Genomic DNA, 20410 nt, shown 5'->3' on the forward strand with positions numbered 1-20410 from the left:
CATGACCCTGCGCGCCGCGCTGTCGATCCTCACGCTTTCGCTGCTGGCCGGCTGCGTGTCTGGCGGCGCGGGCGATCCCCTGGCATCGCGCCAGGGGCGTGAGGAAGCAGGGCGAGCCTACGTGCAGTTGGGCCTGGGCTACCTGCAACAAGGCTTGACCCAGCAGGCCAAGGCCCCGCTGGTCAAGGCATTGGCCCTGGACAGCGATGATGCCGACGCTCATGCCGCGCTGGCGCTGGTGTTCCAGGCCGAGGGCGAACCCGCACTGGCCGACCAGCACTTCAACAAAGCCCTGGCCGCCCGCCCAAACGACACGCGAATCCGCAACAACTACGGCAGTTTCCTATATGCTCAGGGCCGGTTTGGCGAAGCCCAGGCGATGTTTCGCCAGGCCGCCGCCGATACCCTGTATCCTGAGCGCTCCCGGGTCTACGAGAACCTTGGCCTGACTGCGCTCAGGCTCGGCCAGGGTGAGCAGGCAAAGGAATATCTGGAGAAGGCCCTGCGGCTCGACCAGCGGCAACCGAGGGCCTTGCTCGAAATGGCTGAGTTGTCCTACGAAAACAGGCATTATGTGCCGGCCCGGGACTACTACGATCGATTCAGCCAGTTGAGTGACCAGAACGCCCGCAGCCTGCTGCTGGGCACGCGCCTGGCGCTCGCCCTCGACGAACAGGGCACCGCGGCCCGGCTGGGCCAGCAATTACAACGACTTTATCCCGGTACGCCGGAATATCAGCAATACCTGTCGGAGCAACGATGAAAGCCGCGCAAACAGAAGTAGCAGCGACTCGCCAGAACCCCGGTGACGTCTTGCGCCAGGCCCGCGAGAAGCGGGACTGGAGCCAGGCCGAGGTCGCTCGAAAGCTCAACCTCACGGTCTCTTCGCTGAACAACCTGGAAACCGGCGCCTTCGACAAGCTGCCCGGGCACACCTTCGCCCGTGGCTACATCCGTGCCTACGCCAAGCTGATGGACATGGACCAGGCCCCACTGGTCGAAGCCTTCGACCAGATCACCGGCACCCACGCCAAGGGTAGCGAAGTGCACGCGCTCGGCCGTATCGAAGAGCCGGTGCGCCTGTCGCACAACATCCTGCGGGTGGTCAGCCTGGTGCTGCTGGTGGCGGTGGTCGGCGGCAGCTTCCTCTGGTGGCAGGACAACGGCAGCCTGCGCGGCAAGGACCTGGCCAAGATCGCCCTGGAGCACGTCGAAGTCGAGAGCGCCGACGGCACCACGCAGATTCACCCGCTGGACGAGCCGGAAGACCAGGCCGTCAGCGAAGCCCAGCAGCCTCAAAGCGAGGCATTGCCGCTGGAGCCGGCCGCCAGCGAAGAGGCGCCCGTTACCGCGCCAGCACCGGCCGAGACCGCTAGCACCACCGCACCGGCTCCAGCGCCAGCCGCAACGGTAGCTCCGGTTGCGCCGGTGGCCAGCACCCCGGTCGTAGCAGCCCCTGCGCCAGCGCCGGTCGCCCCGGTAGTCGTAGCGGCCACGCCAGCTGCGCCAGTGGCCACTACCCAGGCGCCCGCCGCTGCAAGCGTACCGGCCCCGGCCGGCAGCGCCAACGTTCACATCCAGTTCACCGCCGATTGCTGGACCCAGGTCACCGACGGCAACGGCAAGGTGCTGTTCAGCGCCATCAAGCGCAAGGGCGACAACCTGGAACTGACCGGCAAGCCACCGTTCTCGGTGCGCCTGGGCTTCGCCCGGGGCGCCCAGGTGAGCTACAACGGCCAGGCGGTCGATGTTGCCCCGTTCACCAGTGGCGAAACCGCTCGCCTGAAGTTGGGACAGTAAGTCATGCACGGCGAATCTCCGATCAAACGTCGCGAATCCCGCAAAATCTGGGTCGGCAATGTGCCGGTGGGTGGCGATGCCCCCATCGCGGTGCAGAGCATGACCAACACCGACACCAACGACGTCGCCGCCACTGTGGGGCAGATCCAGCGCCTGGTCGATGCCGGCGTGGACATCGTCCGCGTCTCGGTACCAGACATGGACGCTGCCGAAGCGTTCGGCAAGATCAAGAAACTGGTCAGCGTGCCGCTGGTCGCCGACATCCACTTCGACTACAAGATCGCCCTGCGTGTGGCTGAACTGGGCGTCGATTGCCTGCGCATCAACCCAGGCAACATCGGCCGTGAAGACCGTGTGCGCGCGGTGGTCGATGCCGCCCGTGACCGCGGCATCCCGATCCGTATCGGCGTCAACGCCGGCTCGCTGGAAAAGGACCTGCAGAAAAAGTACGGCGAACCGACCCCAGCCGCGCTGGTCGAGTCGGCGCTGCGCCATGTCGAGCACCTCGACCGCCTCGACTTCCAGGACTTCAAGGTCAGCGTCAAGGCCTCCGACGTGTTCATGGCCGTCGAAGCCTACCGCCTGCTGGCCAAGCAAATCATCCAGCCGCTGCACCTGGGTATCACCGAAGCCGGTGGCCTGCGTTCGGGGACGGTGAAATCCGCCGTCGGCCTCGGTATGCTGCTGGCCGAAGGCATCGGTGACACCATCCGTATCTCGTTGGCGGCCGACCCGGTCGAGGAAGTGAAGGTCGGCTACGACATCCTCAAGTCGCTGCACCTGCGTTCGCGTGGCATCAACTTCATCGCCTGCCCGAGCTGCTCGCGGCAGAACTTCGATGTGGTCAAGACCATGAACGAGCTGGAAGGGCGCCTGGAAGACCTGCTGGTACCGCTGGACGTGGCGGTGATCGGTTGCGTGGTCAACGGCCCGGGCGAAGCCAAGGAGGCGCACGTCGGCCTCACCGGCGGTACGCCAAACCTGATCTACATCGATGGCAAGCCATCGCAGAAGCTGAACAACGACAACCTGGTCGACGAGCTGGAAAAGCTCATCCGCCAGAAAGCGGCCGAAAAGGCCGAGGCCGACGCGGCGCTGATCGCCCGCGGCTGACAGACAGATTCGAAAGGACTTTTCGTGAGCAAATCGCTGCAAGCCATCCGTGGCATGAACGACATCCTGCCCGACCAGTCGCCACTGTGGCGCTATTTCGAGGGCACCGTGGCCGGCCTGCTGGACAGCTACGGCTACAGCCAGATCCGCACGCCGATCGTCGAGTTCACCGAGCTGTTCAAGCGCTCGATCGGTGAGGTCACCGACATTGTCGAAAAAGAGATGTACACCTTCGAGGACCGCAACGGCGATTCGCTCACCCTGCGCCCCGAAGGCACCGCCGCCTGCGTGCGTGCGGTGCTCGAGCACGGCATCACCGGCAATGGCCAGGTGCAGAAGCTCTGGTACATCGGCCAGATGTTCCGCCACGAGCGCCCGCAGAAGGGCCGCTACCGCCAGTTCCACCAGATCGGCGTGGAGGTGTTCAACCTCGACGGCCCGGACGTCGACGCCGAGCTGATCATGCTCACCTGGCGCCTGTGGGGCTTGCTGGGCATTCAGGACGCGGTCGAGCTGCAGCTCAACAGCCTGGGCACCAGCGAAGCCCGCGCGCGCTACCGCGAGGCGCTGGTCGAGTATCTCTCGGCGCGCCTGGAGCAACTGGACGAAGACAGCCAGCGCCGCCTGAAGAGCAACCCGCTGCGCATCCTCGACAGCAAGGATGCGAACACCCAGGCGGTGCTGGTCGGCGCGCCCAAGCTTGAGGACTATCTCGACGAAGAGTCCCGCGTGCATTTCGAAGGCCTCAAGGCCCGCCTCGACGCCGCTGGCATTCCGTTCGTGATCAACACCAAGCTGGTGCGTGGCCTGGACTACTACAGCAAGACCGTGTTCGAGTGGGTCACCGACAAGCTCGGCGCCCAGGGCACCGTCTGTGCCGGTGGCCGTTACGACGGCCTGGTCGAGCAGATGGGCGGCAAACCAACGCCGGGCGTCGGTTTCGCCATGGGCATCGAGCGCCTGATCCTGCTGCTGGAAACGCTGGGCAAGGTGCCCGAGTCGATCAGCCGCACCATCGACGTCTACCTCTGCGCCTTCGGCGAGCCAGCAGAGCTGGCCGGCCTGCGCCTGAGCGAGAGCCTGCGCGACCGTCTGCCGGGCCTGCGCCTGGCGGTCAACGCCGGTGGCGGCAGCTTCAAGAGCCAGTTCAAGAAAGCCGACAAGAGCGGCGCGCTGTTCGCCCTGATCCTCGGTGACGACGAACTGGCCAAGCAAGCAATCGGCGTCAAGCCCCTGCGTGGCCAGGGCGAACAACAGAACATTGCCTGGGATGCTCTTGCCGAGCACCTGGAAACCGCGATCGCCCAGGCGTAACGCGGTTCAACAACGAATAGGCGAAAAGGAGTATTGGGGTGTCGAGTAACGATGATGAGCTGGCCGGCGTCAAGGACTGGTGGAACCGCAACGGCAAGCCGCTGCTGACCGGCGCCTTGCTGGCTGGCGTGGTGGTGATGGGCTGGCAGACCTGGCACAAGTACCAGGCCAACCAGGCGCAAGGTGCCTCGGCGCTGTACCAGGCCCTGCTGGAAACTTCGCTGACCCCAGACGGCAAGCCCGACACGACCAAGGTCGCCGAGCTGTCCGGCAAGCTCAAGAGCGAGTTTGGCGGCAGCGCCTATGCCCAGTACGGTAGCCTGTTCGTGGCCAAGGTCGCGGTCGAGAGCGGCAAGCTCGACGACGCCGCCACTGAGCTCAAGGGCGTGATGGACAAGCCGGCCGACGCAACGCTGGGTGAAATCTCGCGCCAGCGCCTGGCCCGTGTGCTCGCCGCCCAGGACAAGGCCGAAGACGCCCTCAAGCTGCTCGACGGCGACACCGACAAGGCCTTCCAGGCCAGCCGTGAAGAACTCAAGGGCGACCTGCTGGTACAACTGGGCCGCGCCGACGACGCGCACAGCGCCTACGAAAAAGCCAAGGCCGCGCTGTCCGACGACGCCGCGATCGGTGGCCTGCAACTGAAGCTGGATGACCTGGCCAAAGGGGACGCCTGAAGTGAAGGGTTGGAAAACAGCAGCTGTGCTCACCCTTGCCGTGCTGGCAGCGGGTTGCAGCAGCAACAGCAAGAAGGAACTGCCCCCGGCCGAGCTGACCAAGTTCACCGAGGAAGTGGTACTCAAGAAGCAGTGGAGCCGTTCGATCGGTGACGGCCAGGGCGAAACCTACAACACCCTGGTACCGGCCATCGAGAACGACCGCATCTATGCCGCCGATGTCACCGGCAAGGTGTTCGCCCTCAACCGCCTCGACGGCGACGTGGTCTGGAAGAAAGACCTCGAGCTGCCGGTTTCCGGCGCGGTCGGCGTCGGTTACGGCCTGGTCATGCTGGGCACCCTCAAGGGCGAGGTCGTCGCCCTGGATTCGAGCACCGGCGAAGAACGCTGGCGCTCGCGCGTCACCAGCGAAGTGCTGGCACCGCCCGCCAACAACGGCGACGTGGTGGTGGTACAAACCCAGGACGACCGCCTGATCGGCCTCGACGCCGCCACTGGCGACCGTCGCTGGATCTACGAGAACACCCCGGCCGTGCTCACCCTGCGTGGTACCGGTGCGCCGATCGTCACCAACCGCCTGGCCATCGCCGGCCTGTCCACCGGCAAGGTAGTCGCGGTAGACATCAGCAACGGTGTACCGGTGTGGGAAAGCCGCGTGGCCATCCCGCAAGGTCGCTCCGAGCTGGACCGCGTGGTGGACATCGACGGCGGCCTGCTGCTGTCCGGTGGCACCCTGTACGTCAGCACCTACCAAGGCCGCGTCGCCGGCCTGGACCTGGAAAGCGGCCGTGTGCTGTGGCAGCGCGATGCCAGCAGCTACGTCGGCGTCGCCCAGGGCTTCGGCAACGTCTACGTGAGCCTGGCTTCGGGCACCGTGGAAGGGGTCGACGAGCGCTCCTCCAGCGCCCTGTGGAGCAACGACAGCATGGCCCGTCGTCAGCTGTCGGCACCCGAGGTGTACTCCAGCTACGTGGCAGTAGGTGACTTCGAGGGTTACCTGCACCTGCTCAGCCAGGTCGATGGTCGTTTCGTCGGCCGTGAACGTATCGACAGCGATGGCCTGCGCGCCCGCCCACTTGTGGTCGGCGACACCATCTACGTCTTCGGCAACAGCGGTAAGCTCGAGGCACTGACCATCCGCTGAAGCTATGCTTGAGCCCGTTCGCGGGCTCAGGTAGCGGCGTAGGAAACGCCGCCCGAACTCCGGCCGCTGCCTTGCAGCGGCCTTTGCATTTTCAAGAATTCAAGAGTGGAGAGCCGCATGGTTCCCGTAATCGCCCTGGTGGGCCGCCCGAACGTCGGCAAATCCACCATGTTCAACCGCCTGACCAAGACCCGCGATGCCATCGTCGGCGACCTGTCGGGCCTGACCCGTGACCGCCAGTACGGCGATGCCAGCTGGCAGGGTCGCTCGTACATCCTCATCGACACCGGCGGTATCACCGGCGACGAAGTGGGCATGGACGAGAAGATGGCCGAGCAGTCGCTGATGGCCATCGAAGAAGCCGACTACGTATTGTTCCTGGTCGATGCCCGCGCCGGCATGACCGCCGCCGACCAGATGATCGCCGACCACCTGCGCAAGCGGAACAAGTCGGCCATCCTGGTGGCCAACAAGATCGACAACATCGACCCGGACATTGCCCGCGCCGAGTTCTCACCGCTGGGCATGGGCAACGCCATCCCGGTGGCCGGCTCCCAGGGCCGCGGCATCAACGCCCTGATGGAATCGCTGCTCGGCCATATTCCGCGTGATGAAGATGAAGAAGCGCTCGACCAGGATGTCGCCGAAGGCGAAGAAGCCGTGCGCATTCCTGGCCCGAGCGAGAAGGATGGCATCAAGATCGCCATCATCGGCCGCCCGAACGTGGGCAAGTCGACGCTGGTCAACCGCATGCTCGGCGAAGAGCGCGTGGTGGTGTACGACCAGCCGGGCACCACCCGCGACAGTATCTACATCCCGTTCGAGCGTGATGGCGAGAAGTACACCTTCATCGACACCGCCGGTGTGCGCAAGCGCGGCAAGATCCACGAGGAAGTCGAGAAGTTCTCGGTGGTGAAGACCCTGCAGGCGATCAAGGACGCCAACGTGGTGGTCTTCGTCATGGACGCCCGCGAAGGTGTGGTCGACCACGACCTCAACCTGCTGGGCTTCGCCCTGGAAGCGGGCCGCGCCATCGTCATCGCCCTGAACAAGTGGGACGGCATGGAGCCGGGCGAGCGCGACTACGTCAAGACCGAGCTGGAGCGCCGGCTGTTCTTCGTCGACTTCTGCGACATCCACTTCATCTCCGCCCTGCACGGCACTGGCGTTGGCAACCTGTACAAGTCGGTGCAGGCCGCGTTCAAGTCGGCGGTCACCCGCTGGCCGACCAGCCGCCTGACGCAGATCCTCGAAGACGCCATCAGCGTGCACCAGCCGCCGCTGGTCAACGGCCGCCGCATCAAGCTGCGCTACGCCCACCTGGGTGGGGCCAACCCGCCGCTGATCGTGATCCACGGCAACCAGACCGAGAAGGTGCCCAACTCCTACTCGCGTTACCTGGAGAACACCTACCGCCGCGTGCTCAAGCTGGTCGGTACGCCGATCCGCATCGAGTACAAGGGCGGTGAGAACCCGTACGAGGGCAACAAGAACACCCTCACCGATCGTCAGGTCAACAAGAAGCGCCGCTTGATGTCGCACCACAAGAAGGCCGAGAAGAAGCGCCGCGACAAGCGCTGATTCCGTGCTGGCTTCTTCGCCGCCAAGCCGGCTCCCACAGGGTGTGCGCAAGCCACAATACCTGTGGGAGCCGGCTTGCCGGCGATAGGGCCCTTTGACCCACCGCAATCCCCCTATTGTTTCAACCTTTTTCCTGACTGCTTGATCCGCTATGCTCGGGCTCCACCCCGTGCCGGACAAACCCCAGGAAAGAGGGCTCCATGATCCGCAGCAAACTGCCGAACGTCGGCACGACCATCTTCACCACCATGTCGCAGCTCGCGATGCAGACCGGTGCGCTCAACCTCTCGCAAGGCTTCCCCGACTTCAACGGCCCCCAGGCCCTGCTCGACGCTGTCGGCCGCCATGTAGCGGCGGGACATAACCAGTATTGCCCCATGACCGGCTTGCCCGCCCTGCGCCAGCAGGTCGCGGCGAAGGTGGCCAGGCTGTACGGGGCGCAGGTCGATGCCGACCAGGAAGTGACCATCACCCCGGGCGCCACCGAAGCGATCTTCTGCGCGATCCAGGCCGTTATCCACCCAGGCGACGAAGTGATCGTCTTCGACCCCAGCTACGACAGCTACGAGCCTTCGGTGGAACTGGCCGGTGGCCGCTGCGTGCATGTGCCGCTCAACGACGGCAGCTTCAGCATCGACTGGCAGCGGTTCAGCGATGCGCTGAGCCCGCGCACGCGGATGGTCATCCTCAACTCGCCGCACAACCCCAGCGGCGCGCTGATCAGCCGTGATGACCTTGACCAGTTGGCAAGGTTGATCGCCGACCGCGACATCTACCTGGTCAGCGACGAGGTCTACGAACACTTGATCTACGACGGCGTGCGCCACGCCAGCGTGCTGGCCCACGAACAGCTCTACCAGCGCGCCTTCGTCATCAGCTCGTTCGGCAAGACCTACCACGTCACCGGTTGGAAGACCGGCTATGTGATCGCGCCGCCCGCACTCAGTGCCGAACTGCGCAAGGTGCACCAGTACGTGAACTTCTGCGGCGTCACGCCCTTGCAGTGCGCGCTGGCCGACTTCATGGCCGAGCACCCCGAGCACATCGACGAACTGCCGAGCTTCTACCAGGCCAAGCGCGACCTGTTCTGCGACCTGCTACAGGCCTCACGCTTCACCTTCACCCGCACCCCGGGTACCTACTTCCAGCTGGTGGACTATTCGCAGATTCGCCCTGACCTGAACGACGTCGACATGGCCCTGTGGCTGACCCGCGAACATGGCGTGGCCAGCATCCCAGTGTCGGTGTTCTACCAGCAACCCATCCCCGAGCAACGCCTGGTGCGCCTGTGCTTTGCCAAACGTGAGGAGACGCTGCGACTGGCGGCGGAAAAGCTATGCGCGATCTGAGTGAACTGCCGAACCTGAAAATCGCCCTGGTGCAGACCACCCTGGCCTGGCACGACCGCGAGGCGAACTACGCCCACTTCGACGAACTGATCGCCCAGGCCGGCGAGGTCGACCTGGTGATCCTGCCGGAGATGTTCACCACCGGTTTCTCCATGGACTCCGAACAGCTGGCCGAGCCGGAAAACGGCCCCACCTACAAGTGGCTCAAGGCCCAGGCCAAGAAGGCCAATGCGGTGATCACCGGCAGCGTGATCATCCAGGCCGCCGATGGCAGCCACCGCAACCGCCTGTTGTGGGCGCGCCCGGATGGCGAGATCCTGCATTACGACAAGCGCCACCTGTTCCGCATGGCGGGGGAGCACAAGCACTACACCCCCGGCGAGCGCCAGGTGCAGTTCGAGCTCAAGGGGTGGCGCATTCGCCCGCTGATCTGCTACGACCTGCGCTTCCCGGTGTGGAGCCGCGACGCCCAGGACACCGACCTGCTGCTGTACACCGCGAACTGGCCGGCGGCGCGGCGCACGCACTGGAACCGGCTGCTGCCGGCGCGGGGTATCGAGAACCTGTGCTTCGTGGCGGCGGTGAACCGAGTGGGCACCGATGGCAAGGGCTTCGCCTACTCCGGCGACAGCCAGGTACTGGACTTCCAGGGCGAGAGCCTGCTCAGCGCGGGCGAGGCAGACGGGGTGTTCACCGTGGTGCTGCGGGCGGCGGAGCTGGCGGCGTATCGCACGCGCTTCCCGGCCAACCTGGATGCCGATAGCTTCGAATTGCAATGACCTCATCGCGGCTGCGCTTCACCGAGCAGCCCCTGCAACGCCGCATCTACCCCTGCGGCCATACCGTGCAAGCTGCCGCACACATACACACAGGCACCGTCGTCGATCCAGCGCTTGAACTCGGTGGCCTGCTGCAGCAGCGCATCCTGCACATAGACCTTCTCGGCCTGGTCGCGTGAAAACGCCAGGTCCAGCCGCTGCAAGTCACCCTTGGCCAACCAGCCCTGAAGCTCTTCGCCACACAGCAGGTCGTGGGCACGATTGCGTTCGCCAAACAGCAGCCAGTTGCGCTGCTCGCCGTTGGCAATGCGTGCCCGCAGCAGGCTGCGCAAGCCGGCCAGGCCGGTGCCGTTGCCGATCAGCACCATTGGCGCCGCAGCGTCGGGCAGGTGGAAGCCGCTGTTACGGCGCAGGCGCGCGCTGAGCGTGCCGTCCAGCGGCAGGTACTCGGTCAGCCAGCCCGACCCCAGGCCCAGGTGGCCATCGGCGTGACGCTCCTGGCGCACGATCAGTTCCAGCACGCCATCGCTGGCGATGGAGGCGATGGAGTATTCGCGGGCACTCAGCGGGATCAGGGCATCGACCAGCGCCTGGGCGTGCAAACCGACCAGGTGCTCGCGGCTATGCGGCAGTTGGCGCCCGGCCAGGGCCTGGGCGAGGGTTTCGCGCAGGCCGTCGAGCTGTACCGGGCTCTGCGGATCCAGGCCAAGGCCGGCGAGCAAGGCATCCACTCGTGGCTGACCGTTGCGCGGCAGGATTTCGACCAGATCACCTGCTTCCCAGGTCGCCGGTGTTTCAGGCAGCAATTGCAGCCGGTACACCGGTGCCCCTTGGCTGCCCGGGTTCAGCAGGTCGCGCCGGGTCAGGCGCCAGTTGCCGAAGCGCGGTGGTTGCCAGGCGGCCACCGGGCGCGCGCCGGTCAGTTGCGCCAGCTCCTGCTGCCAACGTTGCAGCGCGGCCGGGTCGGCGTTGTCCACTTCCACCGGGCTGAAGGCGCTGCTGGCACCGCGCTCGCCGAGCCAGGCTTGCAGGCGGCGAGCGAAGCCGCAGAAGTGCGGGTACTGGCGGTCGCCCAGGGCGAGCAGGGCGTAGTCCAGATGCTCCAGCGCCCAGGGCTGGCCAAGCACTTTGCGTTCGAAGCCGCGGGCGCTGTCCGGCGCCTCGCCGTCGCCGAAGGTACTGACCACGAACAGCGCGCGCTTGGCCTGGCGCAGTTCCTGCTCACCCAGCTCGGCCAGGGGGCGTACCTGCACCGGCAAGCCGGCTGCCTGTAGCTGCCCGGCGCTTTGCCAGGCCAGTTGCTCGGCAAAACCGCTCTGGCTGGCGAAACCGATCAGCCAGCTGTCGCCTGTGTTGGCGGTATCGCCCACCGCGCCACGGGCGGCACGCACCTGGCGTTTCTTGCGTCGGCGGTCGAGGTACAGCAGCCAGCCGGTGACGAAGAACAGCGGCATGGTCAGGCTGGCGAGGGTGACGATGATCCGCCCCGGCAGGCCGAAGTATTCACCCACATGCAGGGCATACACGCTTTGCAGCAGTTGGGCCTTGAAGGACTTGTCGGTGTAGCGGTCATGCTTCTTCACCTGGCCGGTGGCCGGGTCAAGCACCAGGGTGTTGAAGGCACGGGGGTGGTCGGCGTTGTCCAGCAGGTAGAACAGGTTGGCCGGCTGGCCGCCGACCGGTGGCAGGCGCAGGTTGTAGGTGGCCAGCCCAGGGCCGGCGGCGGCCTTGAGGTTGGCCCAGATGGCGTCGTAGTCGACCACTAGCGGCGGGGCGTTGTTGTCGACCTTGGGCGGGCCATGGCGGCCACCACGGCCTTCGCCGCGCTTCTGTTCACCGGCCGCTGGTGGGTCGGCCAGCAGCTTGTTCAGGCCCGCGCGGTACCACTCGTAGGACCAGAACAACCCAGTCAGGGCGAACAGCAGGTAGAACAGCAGGCACCAGGTGCCGAACACCGCGTGCAGGTCCCAGTTGAAGGCGCGGCCCTTCTTGGCCCAGTCCAGGGTCAGCCAGGTCCGCCAGTTCAGGGCCTTGCGAGGCCAGCGCAGGTACAGGCCGGAGAGGCAGAAGAACACCAGCATCAGGGTGCAGGCACCGGTAATCTGCCGGCCAGTGTCACCCATGGCCAGGAAACGGTGGAGCTTGAGCATGAGGTTGAAGAAGCCTTGCCCGGCCACTTCGCCCTTGAGCTCGCCGGTGTACGGGTCGGCGTAGCGCAGTTCGCCACGGCGCTCGCCCGGTGGTGGCATGAAGAAGATGCGTGCGGCATTGCCTTCGCGTACGTCGACCCACAGCATCGACACCTTGTCGTGTTGCTGGGCTTCGACCCGCTGCACCAGCTCGGCCGGTGGCAGCACACCTTCGGCGCGTACCTGCACCTTGAGCACATCGGCATTGAATGCGCGCAGCAGTTCTTCCTGGAACGAGTACAGGGCGCCGGTGATGCCCATCAAGGCCAGCACCAGGCCAGCGGTGATGCCAAAGAACCAGTGCAATTGGAACAGCGTCTTCTTCACCACGTCTCTCACCTTGTAGGGCTGCCGCGACCTGCGCGGCGTGCATTATGCCTTGATACGCAAAAGCCCCGTTCAGTAACGAACGGGGCCGCGGGTTGTTCAGTGGATGGCACGTTGCCTGTGCTGCCCCTATCGCCGGCAAGTCGGCTCCCACAGGGGCCTGTGATAATCCTGTGGGAGCCGGCTTGCCGGCGATAGGGGCCGGTACAGGCACCGGCACCCTCAAGCAATCAACCCAGACCCATCATCAGAAGTGCACGCTGGTGGTCAGCAACGCAGTCCGCCCGGCCGCCTGGTTGGCGAAGTGGGTGGAGAACGCCTTGTCGTAGTAGACCTCGTTGGTGAGGTTCTGCACGTTCAGCTGCAGGTCGATGTTCTTGGTCAGCTTGTACGCGGCCATGGCGTCGTAGCGTACGTAGCTGTCGACCATGGTGGTGTTGGCCACGCTGCCGTACACGTCGTCGACGTAGAAGGCGCCGCCACCGACGGTGAACTTCGGCGTGAGCTGGTAGGTGGTCCACAGGCTGGCGCTGTTGTTCGGCGTGTTCGGCAGCTGGTTGCCGTCGTTGGCCTTGCCCAGCGGGCCGCCGTCGATCTGGCGGGCCTGCATGTAGGTGTAGCCGGCGAACACCTGCCACTTGTCGGTCAGCTTGCCGCTGGCCGACAGCTCGATGCCCTGCACGCGGGTTTCACCAACGTTCTCGTAGGCGGTGGTACCGACCTGCACGCGAGCGTTCTCTTTCTCGGTGCGGAACAGCGCGGCGGCCAGGGACAGGCGCTCGTCGAGCAGGTCCCACTTGGTGCCGATCTCGTAGTTGGTGGTTTCTTCCGGCTCGAAGTCGCTGCTCAGGATATTGCCGGAGCGGTCAGTGCCGCCTGGCAGCGGGTTGCCTTCCATGCCTTCACCCAGCAGCGCGCCCGGTGGGGTGGCGGAGGTGGCGTAGGAGACATAGATGCTGCCGTTGTCGGCCGGCTTCCACACCAGGCCCAGCTGGCCGGTGACGAATTCGCTGGTGTCGCTGCCCTTGGCGGTGGTGGTGCCGGCGGCGTTGTAGGTCTTGTAGTCGGTGTCGAAGTGGTCGTAGCGCAGGCCCATGTTCACCAGCCACTGCGGCGTCAGTTCGAGGGTGTCGAACACATACAGCGCGCGAGTGTTGCTGTTGGTGGTGGTGCCGGCGTAGTTGCGCGAGATCGCGCCGTTCCACGGATCGTCCGGGTTCGGGTTGGCCAGCGAGGTGCAGTTGTAGCCGCTGCGAGCGCCGATCATGCTGGGGTTGCAGTTGGTGCTGGCCGCGACATTGGTGGTGCGTGGGGTGGTGTCGGTGTTGACGTTGTAGCCGGAACGCTTGCTCTCTTCGCGGCTGAACTCGATACCGGTGGAGAAGCTGTTCTTCAGCCCGCCCACATAGAACTCACCGAACAGGTCGGTCTGGTTGGTGGTGGTGGCGGTGTTGCCCACGCGGGTGTTGGCACGGCGCCAGACGCTGCCGTTGTTGACGTTGCCCTTGCTGTCGTCGGGCTGGGTCAGGATGTAGTCCTGCATGCTGTTGCCGTGGCGCAGGGTGTTCTTGACGGTCAGCGCGTCGGTCAGGTCGTGCTCGATGGCGAAGGTGGCGATGTCCACCCGCGACTTGCGGAAGTCACGGTCGGTCAGGCCATAGAAGTTGTCGTGGTCGCCACCGGCGTACGGTTTGCTCGGGTGCGCCGAGGAGCGGTTGCCGGTGCCGCCGTTCGGTACGGTGTACGGGATGCCCGAGTCCGGCAGGTCGTCGCTTTCCAGGTGGTAGTAGTCGAGGTTGACGCGGGTTGGCGTGCCCAGGCCGAAGGCCAGGGACGGGGCGATGCCCCAACGGTCGTAGTTGACCTTGTCGCGGCCGGCGACGTTGCTTTCGTGGGTCATCAGGTTCAGGCGCCCGGCAACGCTGTCGCTGAACTGGTAGTTGCCGTCGAAGGTGTAGCGCTGGGTCTGGTCACTGCCCCAGGTCCAGGCGCCATCGAGCGAGTTGCCCAGGTGCGCGCGCTTGCTCACCAGGTTGATGGTGCCGCCGGCGGCGCCACGGCCACCGATGGCCGAGTTCGGGCCCTTGGCCACTTCCACCGACTCGATGGCGAAGATTTCACGGGTTTGCGCGCCGGTGTCGCGCACGCCGTCCAGGTAGGTGTCACCCTGGGCGTCGAAGCCGCGGATGAACGGGCGGTCGCCTTGCGGGTTGCCGCCTTCGCCTGCGCCGAAGGTGATGCCCGGCACGGTGCGCAGGGCGTCTTGCAGGCTCAGGGCGTTGGTGTCCTTGATCACTTGCTGCGGGATCACGGTGACCGAGCGCGGTGTGTCCACCAGGGGTGCGGTGTACTTCTGCGACGACGCTTTCTCGACCTTGTAGTCGGTATTGGTCTGTTCGGCCTTGCCGTTGACGCTGGTGGCGTCAAGGGTGATGGCGGCCGGATCGGCGGCGTAGGCGGAAGTGGCGGTGATCGCGACGCCGATGGCGGAGGCGAGCAGGCGTGGTGAACTGACAGCGGTTGGCACGTGACGCATTGTTGTAGACCTTCCCCAAGGTATGAAGGCCGCGGATGTTAATGTAAGCGAATGTAAGGAACAATTGAGAAGCGTTACCATTCGTTAGAAATTTACATTCTTTACAATTTTGCCTTACGGAATTTACGGGTTCATGCGTCCGCTGGTGCGACAAGGGCTTGTAGTGAGTAAAAGGGAATCAATATCATTGGCGCCCGTTCTTCTTGCCAGGTGCCGCTGCCATGCTGCTTCACATTCCCGGGCTGTTTACCGCCGACGAAATTTCGCGTATCCGCCAGGCCCTGGAGCAGGCCGACTGGGCTGATGGCAAAGTCACCGCGGGCTACCAGTCGGCCAAGGCCAAGCACAACCTGCAACTGGCAGAGGGGCACCCGCTGGCCAAGGAAATCGGCACCGCGCTGATCGAGCGCCTGTGGCGCAACCCGCTGTTCATGTCGGCCGCCTTGCCGCACAAGGTGTTCCCGCCTTTGGTCAACTGCTACCAGGAGGGCGGCAATTTCGATTTCCACATCGACAACGCCCTGCGCCAACCCCAGGGCAGCCCGGAGCGGGTGCGCACCGACCTGTCCTCGACCCTGTTCCTCAGCGACCCGGACAGCTACGACGGCGGCGAGCTGGTGATCCAGGACACTTACGGTGTGCAGCAGGTCAAGCTGGCGGCTGGCGACATGGTGCTATACCCCGGTACCAGCCTGCACAAGGTCAACCCGGTGACCCGCGGTGCCCGTTATGCAGCGTTTTTCTGGACCCAGAGCCTGGTGCGCGATGACGGCCAGCGCACGCTGTTGTTCGAGATGGACAACGCCATCCGCCAGCTCACCGCCGATGTGCCGGACCACCCGTCGCTGCTGCAACTCACCGGCACCTACCACAACTTGCTGCGCCGCTGGGCCGAGGTCTGAACCGTGTCCTATCAATTGCGCCGTGAACACGCCGTGGACGTTGCCGGTTTGCAGGCGATGCTCGAACACAGCCCGGGCCAGGCCGCGCAAGCGATCCTCGCGGCGGCGGGGCAGGGGGTGGTCGAGGCGCAGCTGCTGCTCGGGCAGATCCTGCTCGACGGGCGTGGTATCGAGCAGGATGCCGAAGTGGCCCGGCGTTGGTTCGCGATTGCCACCCAGAGCGGCAGCGCGATGGCGCACAACATGCTGGGGCGGTGCCTGGAGCATGGCTGGGGCGGCGAGGTGGAGCTGGCGCAGGCGGCTGTGCACTATGCCCGTGCGGCGGACGCCGGCCTGGACTGGGGCCTGTACAACTTGGGCAACCTGTTCGCCACTGGGCGTGGTGTCGGTATGGACCAGTCGCAGGCGTTGGCCTGCTACGAAAAAGCCGCGCAGCAAGGCCACGCCAAGTCGATGAACCTGTATGGGCGCTACCTGGAGCAGGGGATCGCCACTGCCGCCAGCCCGGTGCGCGCCGTGCGCTGGTACCGCCGCTCGGCCGAGGCGGGGGATTTTCGCGGCATGTTCAGCCTGGCGATGGTGCTGGTCGAGCGAGGGCAGGTGGCCGAGGCCGCGCCCTGGTTCGAGCGCGCGCGGGTGCAGGGCAACCTGAACTTCCTGCGCAGCAGCGTGCGCACCTTGCTCGCAGGTGGGCCATTGCTGGCGGGTTTGGCGGCGAACTATGCGCGGGAGCTGGAGCACCGGGAGGGTGCGGGGGAAAACCTGCAGGCTTAAACCAGCGGGCGGGGATGACCATGCTGTGACGACTTTCCCACAGGAGTCGTACCATGGCTGCACCTTACATCAGCGAAAAATCTTTCATTGCCCGCCTTGCGATTGGCAACACCAAGTACCCGGGGCCGGTTGGTCGTTGGGAGTATCGCCCGGGCTACAACGGCACCAAGCGTTGGCAACTGGGTGGGTGGCTGACCACATCGCGCCAGGACCGCGAGCCACAGACATTGTGGTTCGGTGCGGTGAAGAAGGGTGACGGGTATGCCTACGAGATCCGTCTGTGGACGGGTGACCGTGCGCATGCGATGTACAACCAGCGGGTAGATATCAGCACCAATGACTACCTCGGCCTCTACGAACTCACCAGTGCCGTAGGCCCGTTGTGGAAGCTGGATTACGACAGTGCTGCGCAGGCACGTCTTACCACCCTCGAGGGCAAGGCGGTCGGCGTCAGGTATGACAAGGCGTTCTGGACCTCGGGCCTTATCGGCAGCTACCTGCAGGTAGGGCGCGCGCCCGCTGCGGAGTTCGATGTGGAGATCGTGCAGATGGGCGTGGACGAGCCGCGCTGAACGGCGAAATGCAGCATTACGCCGGCTCCTACACGGGCATGCAAATGAAAACGGGGCCTTGCGGCCCCGTTGTCGTTTACAGGTAGAACGCCTTCAGCGGCGGGAAGCCGTTGAATTCCACCGCGCTGTAGCTGGTGGTGTAGGCACCGGTGGACAGCCAGTACAGGCGGTCGCCGATGGCCAGGTTCAGCGGCAGGCCGTACTTGTAGTTTTCGTACATGATGTCGGCGCTGTCGCAGGTAGGGCCGGCAATCACCACCTCTTCGGCCTCGCCTTTCTTCTCGGTCCAGATCGGGAACTTGATGGCTTCGTCCATGGTTTCGATCAGGCCGGAGAACTTGCCCACGTCGGTGTAGATCCAGCGCTCGACCGCGGTGCGCGACTTGCGCGCCACCAGCACCACTTCGCTGACCAGGATGCCGGCGTTGGCGATCAGCGAACGGCCAGGCTCCAGGATGATTTCCGGCAAATCGTCACCGAAGTCTTCCTTCAGGAAGCGGATGATCTCTTCGGCGTAGGTTTCGAGGCTGTTGGTGCGGGTGATGTAGTTGGCCGGGAAGCCGCCACCCATGTTGATCAGCTTCAGCTCGATGCCGTCTTCTTCCTTCAGGCGCTCGAAGATCACCTTGACCTTGGCGATGGCCGCGTCCCACACGCTGATGTCGCGCTGTTGCGAACCGACGTGGAAGGAGATGCCGTACGGCACCAGGCCCAGGTCGCGGGCGAGGATCAGCAGGTCCATGGCCATGTCGGTCTGGCAGCCGAACTTGCGCGACAGTGGCCAGTCGGCGGTGGTGGAGCCTTCGGTGAGGATGCGCACGTAGACTTTCGAGCCCGGCGCCGCCTTGGCGATGTTGCGCAGGTCCGCCTCGGAGTCGGTGGCGTACAGGCGCACGCCCTTCTCGTAGAAGTAGCGGATGTCCTTGGATTTCTTGATGGTGTTGCCGTAGCTGATGCGGTCGGCACTGACGCCACGGCCGAGCACCTTGTCCAGCTCGTAGATCGAGGCGATGTCGAAGCTCGAGCCTTTCTCCTTGAGCAGGTCGATGATCTCGACGGCCGGGTTGGCCTTGACCGCGTAGTAGACCTTGGCGAATTCGAACCCGGCGCGCAGGTCGTCGTAGGCCTGGCTGATCATCTGGGTGTCGATGAGTACGAACGGGGTTTCCTGCTTGTCGGCGAACGCCTTCATTTTCTGGAAGGTGTCACGCGCGAAATAGTCTTCGACCTGGATCGACATGCTCAAGGGCTCCATGGGCAAACTGAAAAGATAAGTGGCTGCAAACTGAACGTCCTCCGTATCCCCACTTTGGTTCGCCTACTTCCCAAGGCATGTCGCCGAAAGCAAAAAGGTCAACCGTGCCGTTGCTGGGCTGCGGGTGACCTTGCTGTCTCGTCGTCAGTACTTGAGCCGGATGGATCGTTTCCAGCATGGACGTTCGGCGCGCACTTTAGGGCGTGAAACCAGCAAGATCAACAGGCAATCCCGGGGTGTTCGCCGTGGATCGACGAGCAGTTACTTGAATAACCGACTCGTGTGACCGGCAGATGTTCCCTGGGATGTTTCAAGCGTTAAATATTGTGGAATAGACCGGGTTGGCCCCTTCGCGGGTGAACCCGCTCCTACAGGGATTGCGCATTTCCTGTGGGAGCGGGTTTACCCGCGAACGGGGCTGAGGTGTTCATATTTATGGCCACGCAACCCTGGTACTGGCGTGCATGAAACTCGTCATAAATTTTTTGTTACCGACTGGCGGAATTGCCGGTTTTGATGAGAAACATTACTATTCGCACCCTTCTCTGCCTCCCTGACGAACCCGACCGTGTCCGGACCCAAAGGCTTCCTCGACCACTACCACGAGCTGATCGGCACCTGGACGCGCAAATTACGCAGTCGTCAGCAGGCCGAGGACCTCGCTCACGATGCCTTCGTGCGGGTGTTGGAAAACCCGCGTGAACAGGTCGAGCAGCCGCGTGCCTACCTGCACCAGACCGCGCGCAATATCGCGGTGGACGGCTACCGTCGTGAAGACCGGCGCCAGGCCCTGGAACTCGAAGCGTTCACCGATGGCCCGGACACCGGCGGTGACCCGGAAGCCTACGTGCATGCCTTGGAGCTGGCCGACAGCGTCGAGCGGGCGCTGGCCGAGCTGCCGGTCAACTGCCGACGGGTGTTCGTCTGGCAGAAGCTCGAGGGGCTGAGCCAGGCCGAGATCGCCGAGCGCATGGGTTTGACCAAGAACATGGTCGAAAAGTATATGATCCGCACGCTCCGACATCTGCGTGAGCACTTGGATGTGTCGGCCAGATGAGTCAGGAGACCCCTTTGATGAAACAGCATGCCCCTGATCCTGTGCGCGAACAGGCCGCAGCCTGGTTCGCGCAGGTCCAGGACGCACCGGGCGACAGCGCGTTGCGGGCCGCCTTGCAGCAATGGCTGGACCAGGATGCCCGGCACCGCGAGGAGTACCAGATGCTCGTGCGGCTGTGGGGCGCTGCTGATTTTATCCCGCGCCCGCGCCTCGAAGCGCTCTGCGCGACCGAGCCGGTGCGCCAGCTGCCCCGCCGCCGTATGCTGCGCCAGGCCTTGGCGGCAGGCGTGGCGATCGCTGCCCTGGGCCTGGGCTGGAGCGGCTGGCAGTACCAGCGGCTCAATCACCAGGATGTGCTGCAAACCGCCCTGGGCGAACGCCGCCAGTTCGAACTGCCAGATGGCTCGCACCTGGAACTCAACAGCGCAACCCGTGTGGACGTGACGTTTTCGTCCGGCCGCCGGGATGTGCGCTTGAGCCGGGGCGAGGCGATGTTCATCGTTGCCCACGACAGTGACCGACCGTTCGTGGTCAGCACCGCCCAAGGGCAAGTGACCGTCACCGGTACCCGCTTCGATGTGCGCCAGGACCCGGACAGCACCCGGGTGGCGGTGGAGCAGGGCTCGGTGCGGGTGCAGGGGGCGGGCGATTCGTTGGCGCAACTGACAGCGGGCCTGGGTTCGCGCATCGATACCCACGGCAAGGTCGCCGCGCCCTATGCCATCGATGCCAGTGCACTCACCGCCTGGCGTCAGGGCAAGCTGGTGTTCGACAACGCCCCGCTCAGCGAAGTGGTGGCGGAAGTCTCGCGCTACCGGGCCCAGCCATTGCGTGTCGCCCCCGGCAAGGTGGCCGGCCTGCGTCTGTCCAGTACCTTCAGCAGCGACGACCCGGATGCCCTGCTGCGGGCCTTGCCGAGCATCCTGCCGGTGGCGATCAAGCAGCATGCCGATGGCTCCAGCGAAATAATTGCAAAATAGATTCAGGTTTTTTTTCGCCCGTTCGTCTTCCCCGCCAGCTGCAACTGCCAAGCATTTTCAT

17 protein-coding genes are annotated in these 20410 nt (G+C 64.7%); 14 read left to right on the plus strand and 3 right to left on the minus strand.

Going from position 1 to position 20410, the window contains the following annotated elements:
* Nucleotide 1: 1 nt before the first annotated feature.
* From pilW to IX761_RS07550, 9 genes are all read left to right on the plus strand, one after another.
* The gene (pilW, locus tag IX761_RS07510; RefSeq protein WP_194788977.1) at nucleotides 2-763 is read left to right on the plus strand and encodes a type IV pilus biogenesis/stability protein PilW; all 762 of its coding nucleotides are present in this window, start codon (nucleotides 2-4) and stop codon (nucleotides 761-763) included.
* Nucleotides 760-1800 (plus strand): RodZ domain-containing protein, encoded by a 1041-nt coding sequence (locus IX761_RS07515; RefSeq protein WP_194788978.1) that lies wholly within the window; start codon nucleotides 760-762, stop codon nucleotides 1798-1800. The genes pilW and IX761_RS07515 overlap by 4 nt, the downstream gene beginning before the upstream one ends.
* 3 nt (nucleotides 1801-1803) lie before the next feature.
* Nucleotides 1804-2913, plus strand: coding sequence for a flavodoxin-dependent (E)-4-hydroxy-3-methylbut-2-enyl-diphosphate synthase (ispG, locus tag IX761_RS07520; RefSeq protein ID WP_110993496.1), 1110 nt, complete (start codon nucleotides 1804-1806; stop codon nucleotides 2911-2913).
* A gap of 24 nt (nucleotides 2914-2937) precedes the next feature.
* Nucleotides 2938-4227 carry a histidine--tRNA ligase gene (gene hisS, locus IX761_RS07525; protein WP_194788979.1) on the plus strand — a complete coding sequence of 430 codons (1290 nt, stop codon included), beginning with the start codon at nucleotides 2938-2940 and terminating at the stop codon, nucleotides 4225-4227.
* 38 nt (nucleotides 4228-4265) lie between these two features.
* Entirely contained in the window at nucleotides 4266-4904 is a 639-nt protein-coding gene (locus IX761_RS07530) for a tetratricopeptide repeat protein (protein ID WP_194788980.1), read from the plus strand.
* Complete coding sequence (gene bamB / locus IX761_RS07535; RefSeq protein ID WP_228533329.1) at nucleotides 4879-6048, plus strand: outer membrane protein assembly factor BamB; 1170 nt, start codon at nucleotides 4879-4881, stop codon at nucleotides 6046-6048. Before IX761_RS07530 ends, bamB begins: the two co-directional genes overlap by 26 nt.
* A 117-nt stretch (nucleotides 6049-6165) precedes the next feature.
* Entirely contained in the window at nucleotides 6166-7629 is a 1464-nt protein-coding gene (der, locus tag IX761_RS07540) for a ribosome biogenesis GTPase Der (RefSeq protein WP_194788982.1), read from the plus strand.
* Nucleotides 7630-7829: 200 nt separating this feature from the next.
* Entirely contained in the window at nucleotides 7830-8978 is a 1149-nt protein-coding gene (locus IX761_RS07545) for a pyridoxal phosphate-dependent aminotransferase (RefSeq protein WP_194788983.1), read from the plus strand.
* Nucleotides 8966-9757 carry an amidohydrolase gene (locus tag IX761_RS07550; protein WP_194788984.1) on the plus strand — a complete coding sequence of 264 codons (792 nt, stop codon included), beginning with the start codon at nucleotides 8966-8968 and terminating at the stop codon, nucleotides 9755-9757. The genes IX761_RS07545 and IX761_RS07550 overlap by 13 nt, the downstream gene beginning before the upstream one ends.
* 2 nt (nucleotides 9758-9759) lie before the next feature.
* Here the strand turns inward: IX761_RS07550 and IX761_RS07555 are convergent, their stop codons facing one another.
* Together IX761_RS07555 and IX761_RS07560 are read right to left on the minus strand one after the other, a co-directional pair.
* On the minus strand, nucleotides 9760-12276 hold the full coding sequence (locus IX761_RS07555; protein ID WP_194788985.1) for a PepSY domain-containing protein: 2517 nt from the start codon (nucleotides 12274-12276) through the stop codon (nucleotides 9760-9762).
* Between the two features lie 244 nt (nucleotides 12277-12520).
* Nucleotides 12521-14809: a TonB-dependent receptor gene (locus IX761_RS07560; protein ID WP_194788986.1), complete on the minus strand. Its 2289-nt coding sequence runs from the start codon at nucleotides 14807-14809 to the stop codon at nucleotides 12521-12523.
* 221 nt (nucleotides 14810-15030) lie between these two features.
* Here IX761_RS07560 and IX761_RS07565 point away from each other — a divergent pair, with 221 nt between their 5' ends.
* The 3 genes from IX761_RS07565 to IX761_RS07575 are packed head-to-tail and all read left to right on the plus strand — an operon-like array spanning nucleotide 15031 to nucleotide 17057.
* Nucleotides 15031-15711 carry a Fe2+-dependent dioxygenase gene (locus IX761_RS07565; RefSeq protein WP_194788987.1) on the plus strand — a complete coding sequence of 227 codons (681 nt, stop codon included), beginning with the start codon at nucleotides 15031-15033 and terminating at the stop codon, nucleotides 15709-15711.
* A 3-nt stretch (nucleotides 15712-15714) separates the two neighbouring features.
* Entirely contained in the window at nucleotides 15715-16485 is a 771-nt protein-coding gene (locus tag IX761_RS07570) for a tetratricopeptide repeat protein (RefSeq protein WP_194788988.1), read from the plus strand.
* A 53-nt stretch (nucleotides 16486-16538) separates the two neighbouring features.
* On the plus strand, nucleotides 16539-17057 hold the full coding sequence (locus IX761_RS07575; RefSeq protein ID WP_194788989.1) for a hypothetical protein: 519 nt from the start codon (nucleotides 16539-16541) through the stop codon (nucleotides 17055-17057).
* 76 nt (nucleotides 17058-17133) lie between these two features.
* Here the strand turns inward: IX761_RS07575 and IX761_RS07580 are convergent, their stop codons facing one another.
* Nucleotides 17134-18297, minus strand: coding sequence for a type III PLP-dependent enzyme (locus tag IX761_RS07580; RefSeq protein ID WP_186668187.1), 1164 nt, complete (start codon nucleotides 18295-18297; stop codon nucleotides 17134-17136).
* A gap of 583 nt (nucleotides 18298-18880) precedes the next feature.
* On the opposite strand from IX761_RS07580, the gene IX761_RS07585 reads away from it, so the two are divergent.
* Together IX761_RS07585 and IX761_RS07590 are read left to right on the plus strand one after the other, a co-directional pair.
* On the plus strand, nucleotides 18881-19369 hold the full coding sequence (locus IX761_RS07585; protein WP_194788990.1) for an RNA polymerase sigma factor: 489 nt from the start codon (nucleotides 18881-18883) through the stop codon (nucleotides 19367-19369).
* 17 nt (nucleotides 19370-19386) lie between these two features.
* A complete protein-coding gene (locus IX761_RS07590) occupies nucleotides 19387-20349 on the plus strand; it encodes a FecR family protein (protein WP_194788991.1) in 963 nt (320 codons plus the stop codon).
* Nucleotides 20350-20410 lie beyond the last annotated feature (61 nt).

This window comes from Pseudomonas sp. UFMG81 (genome assembly GCF_015354575.1).
Classification (GTDB): domain Bacteria; phylum Pseudomonadota; class Gammaproteobacteria; order Pseudomonadales; family Pseudomonadaceae; genus Aquipseudomonas.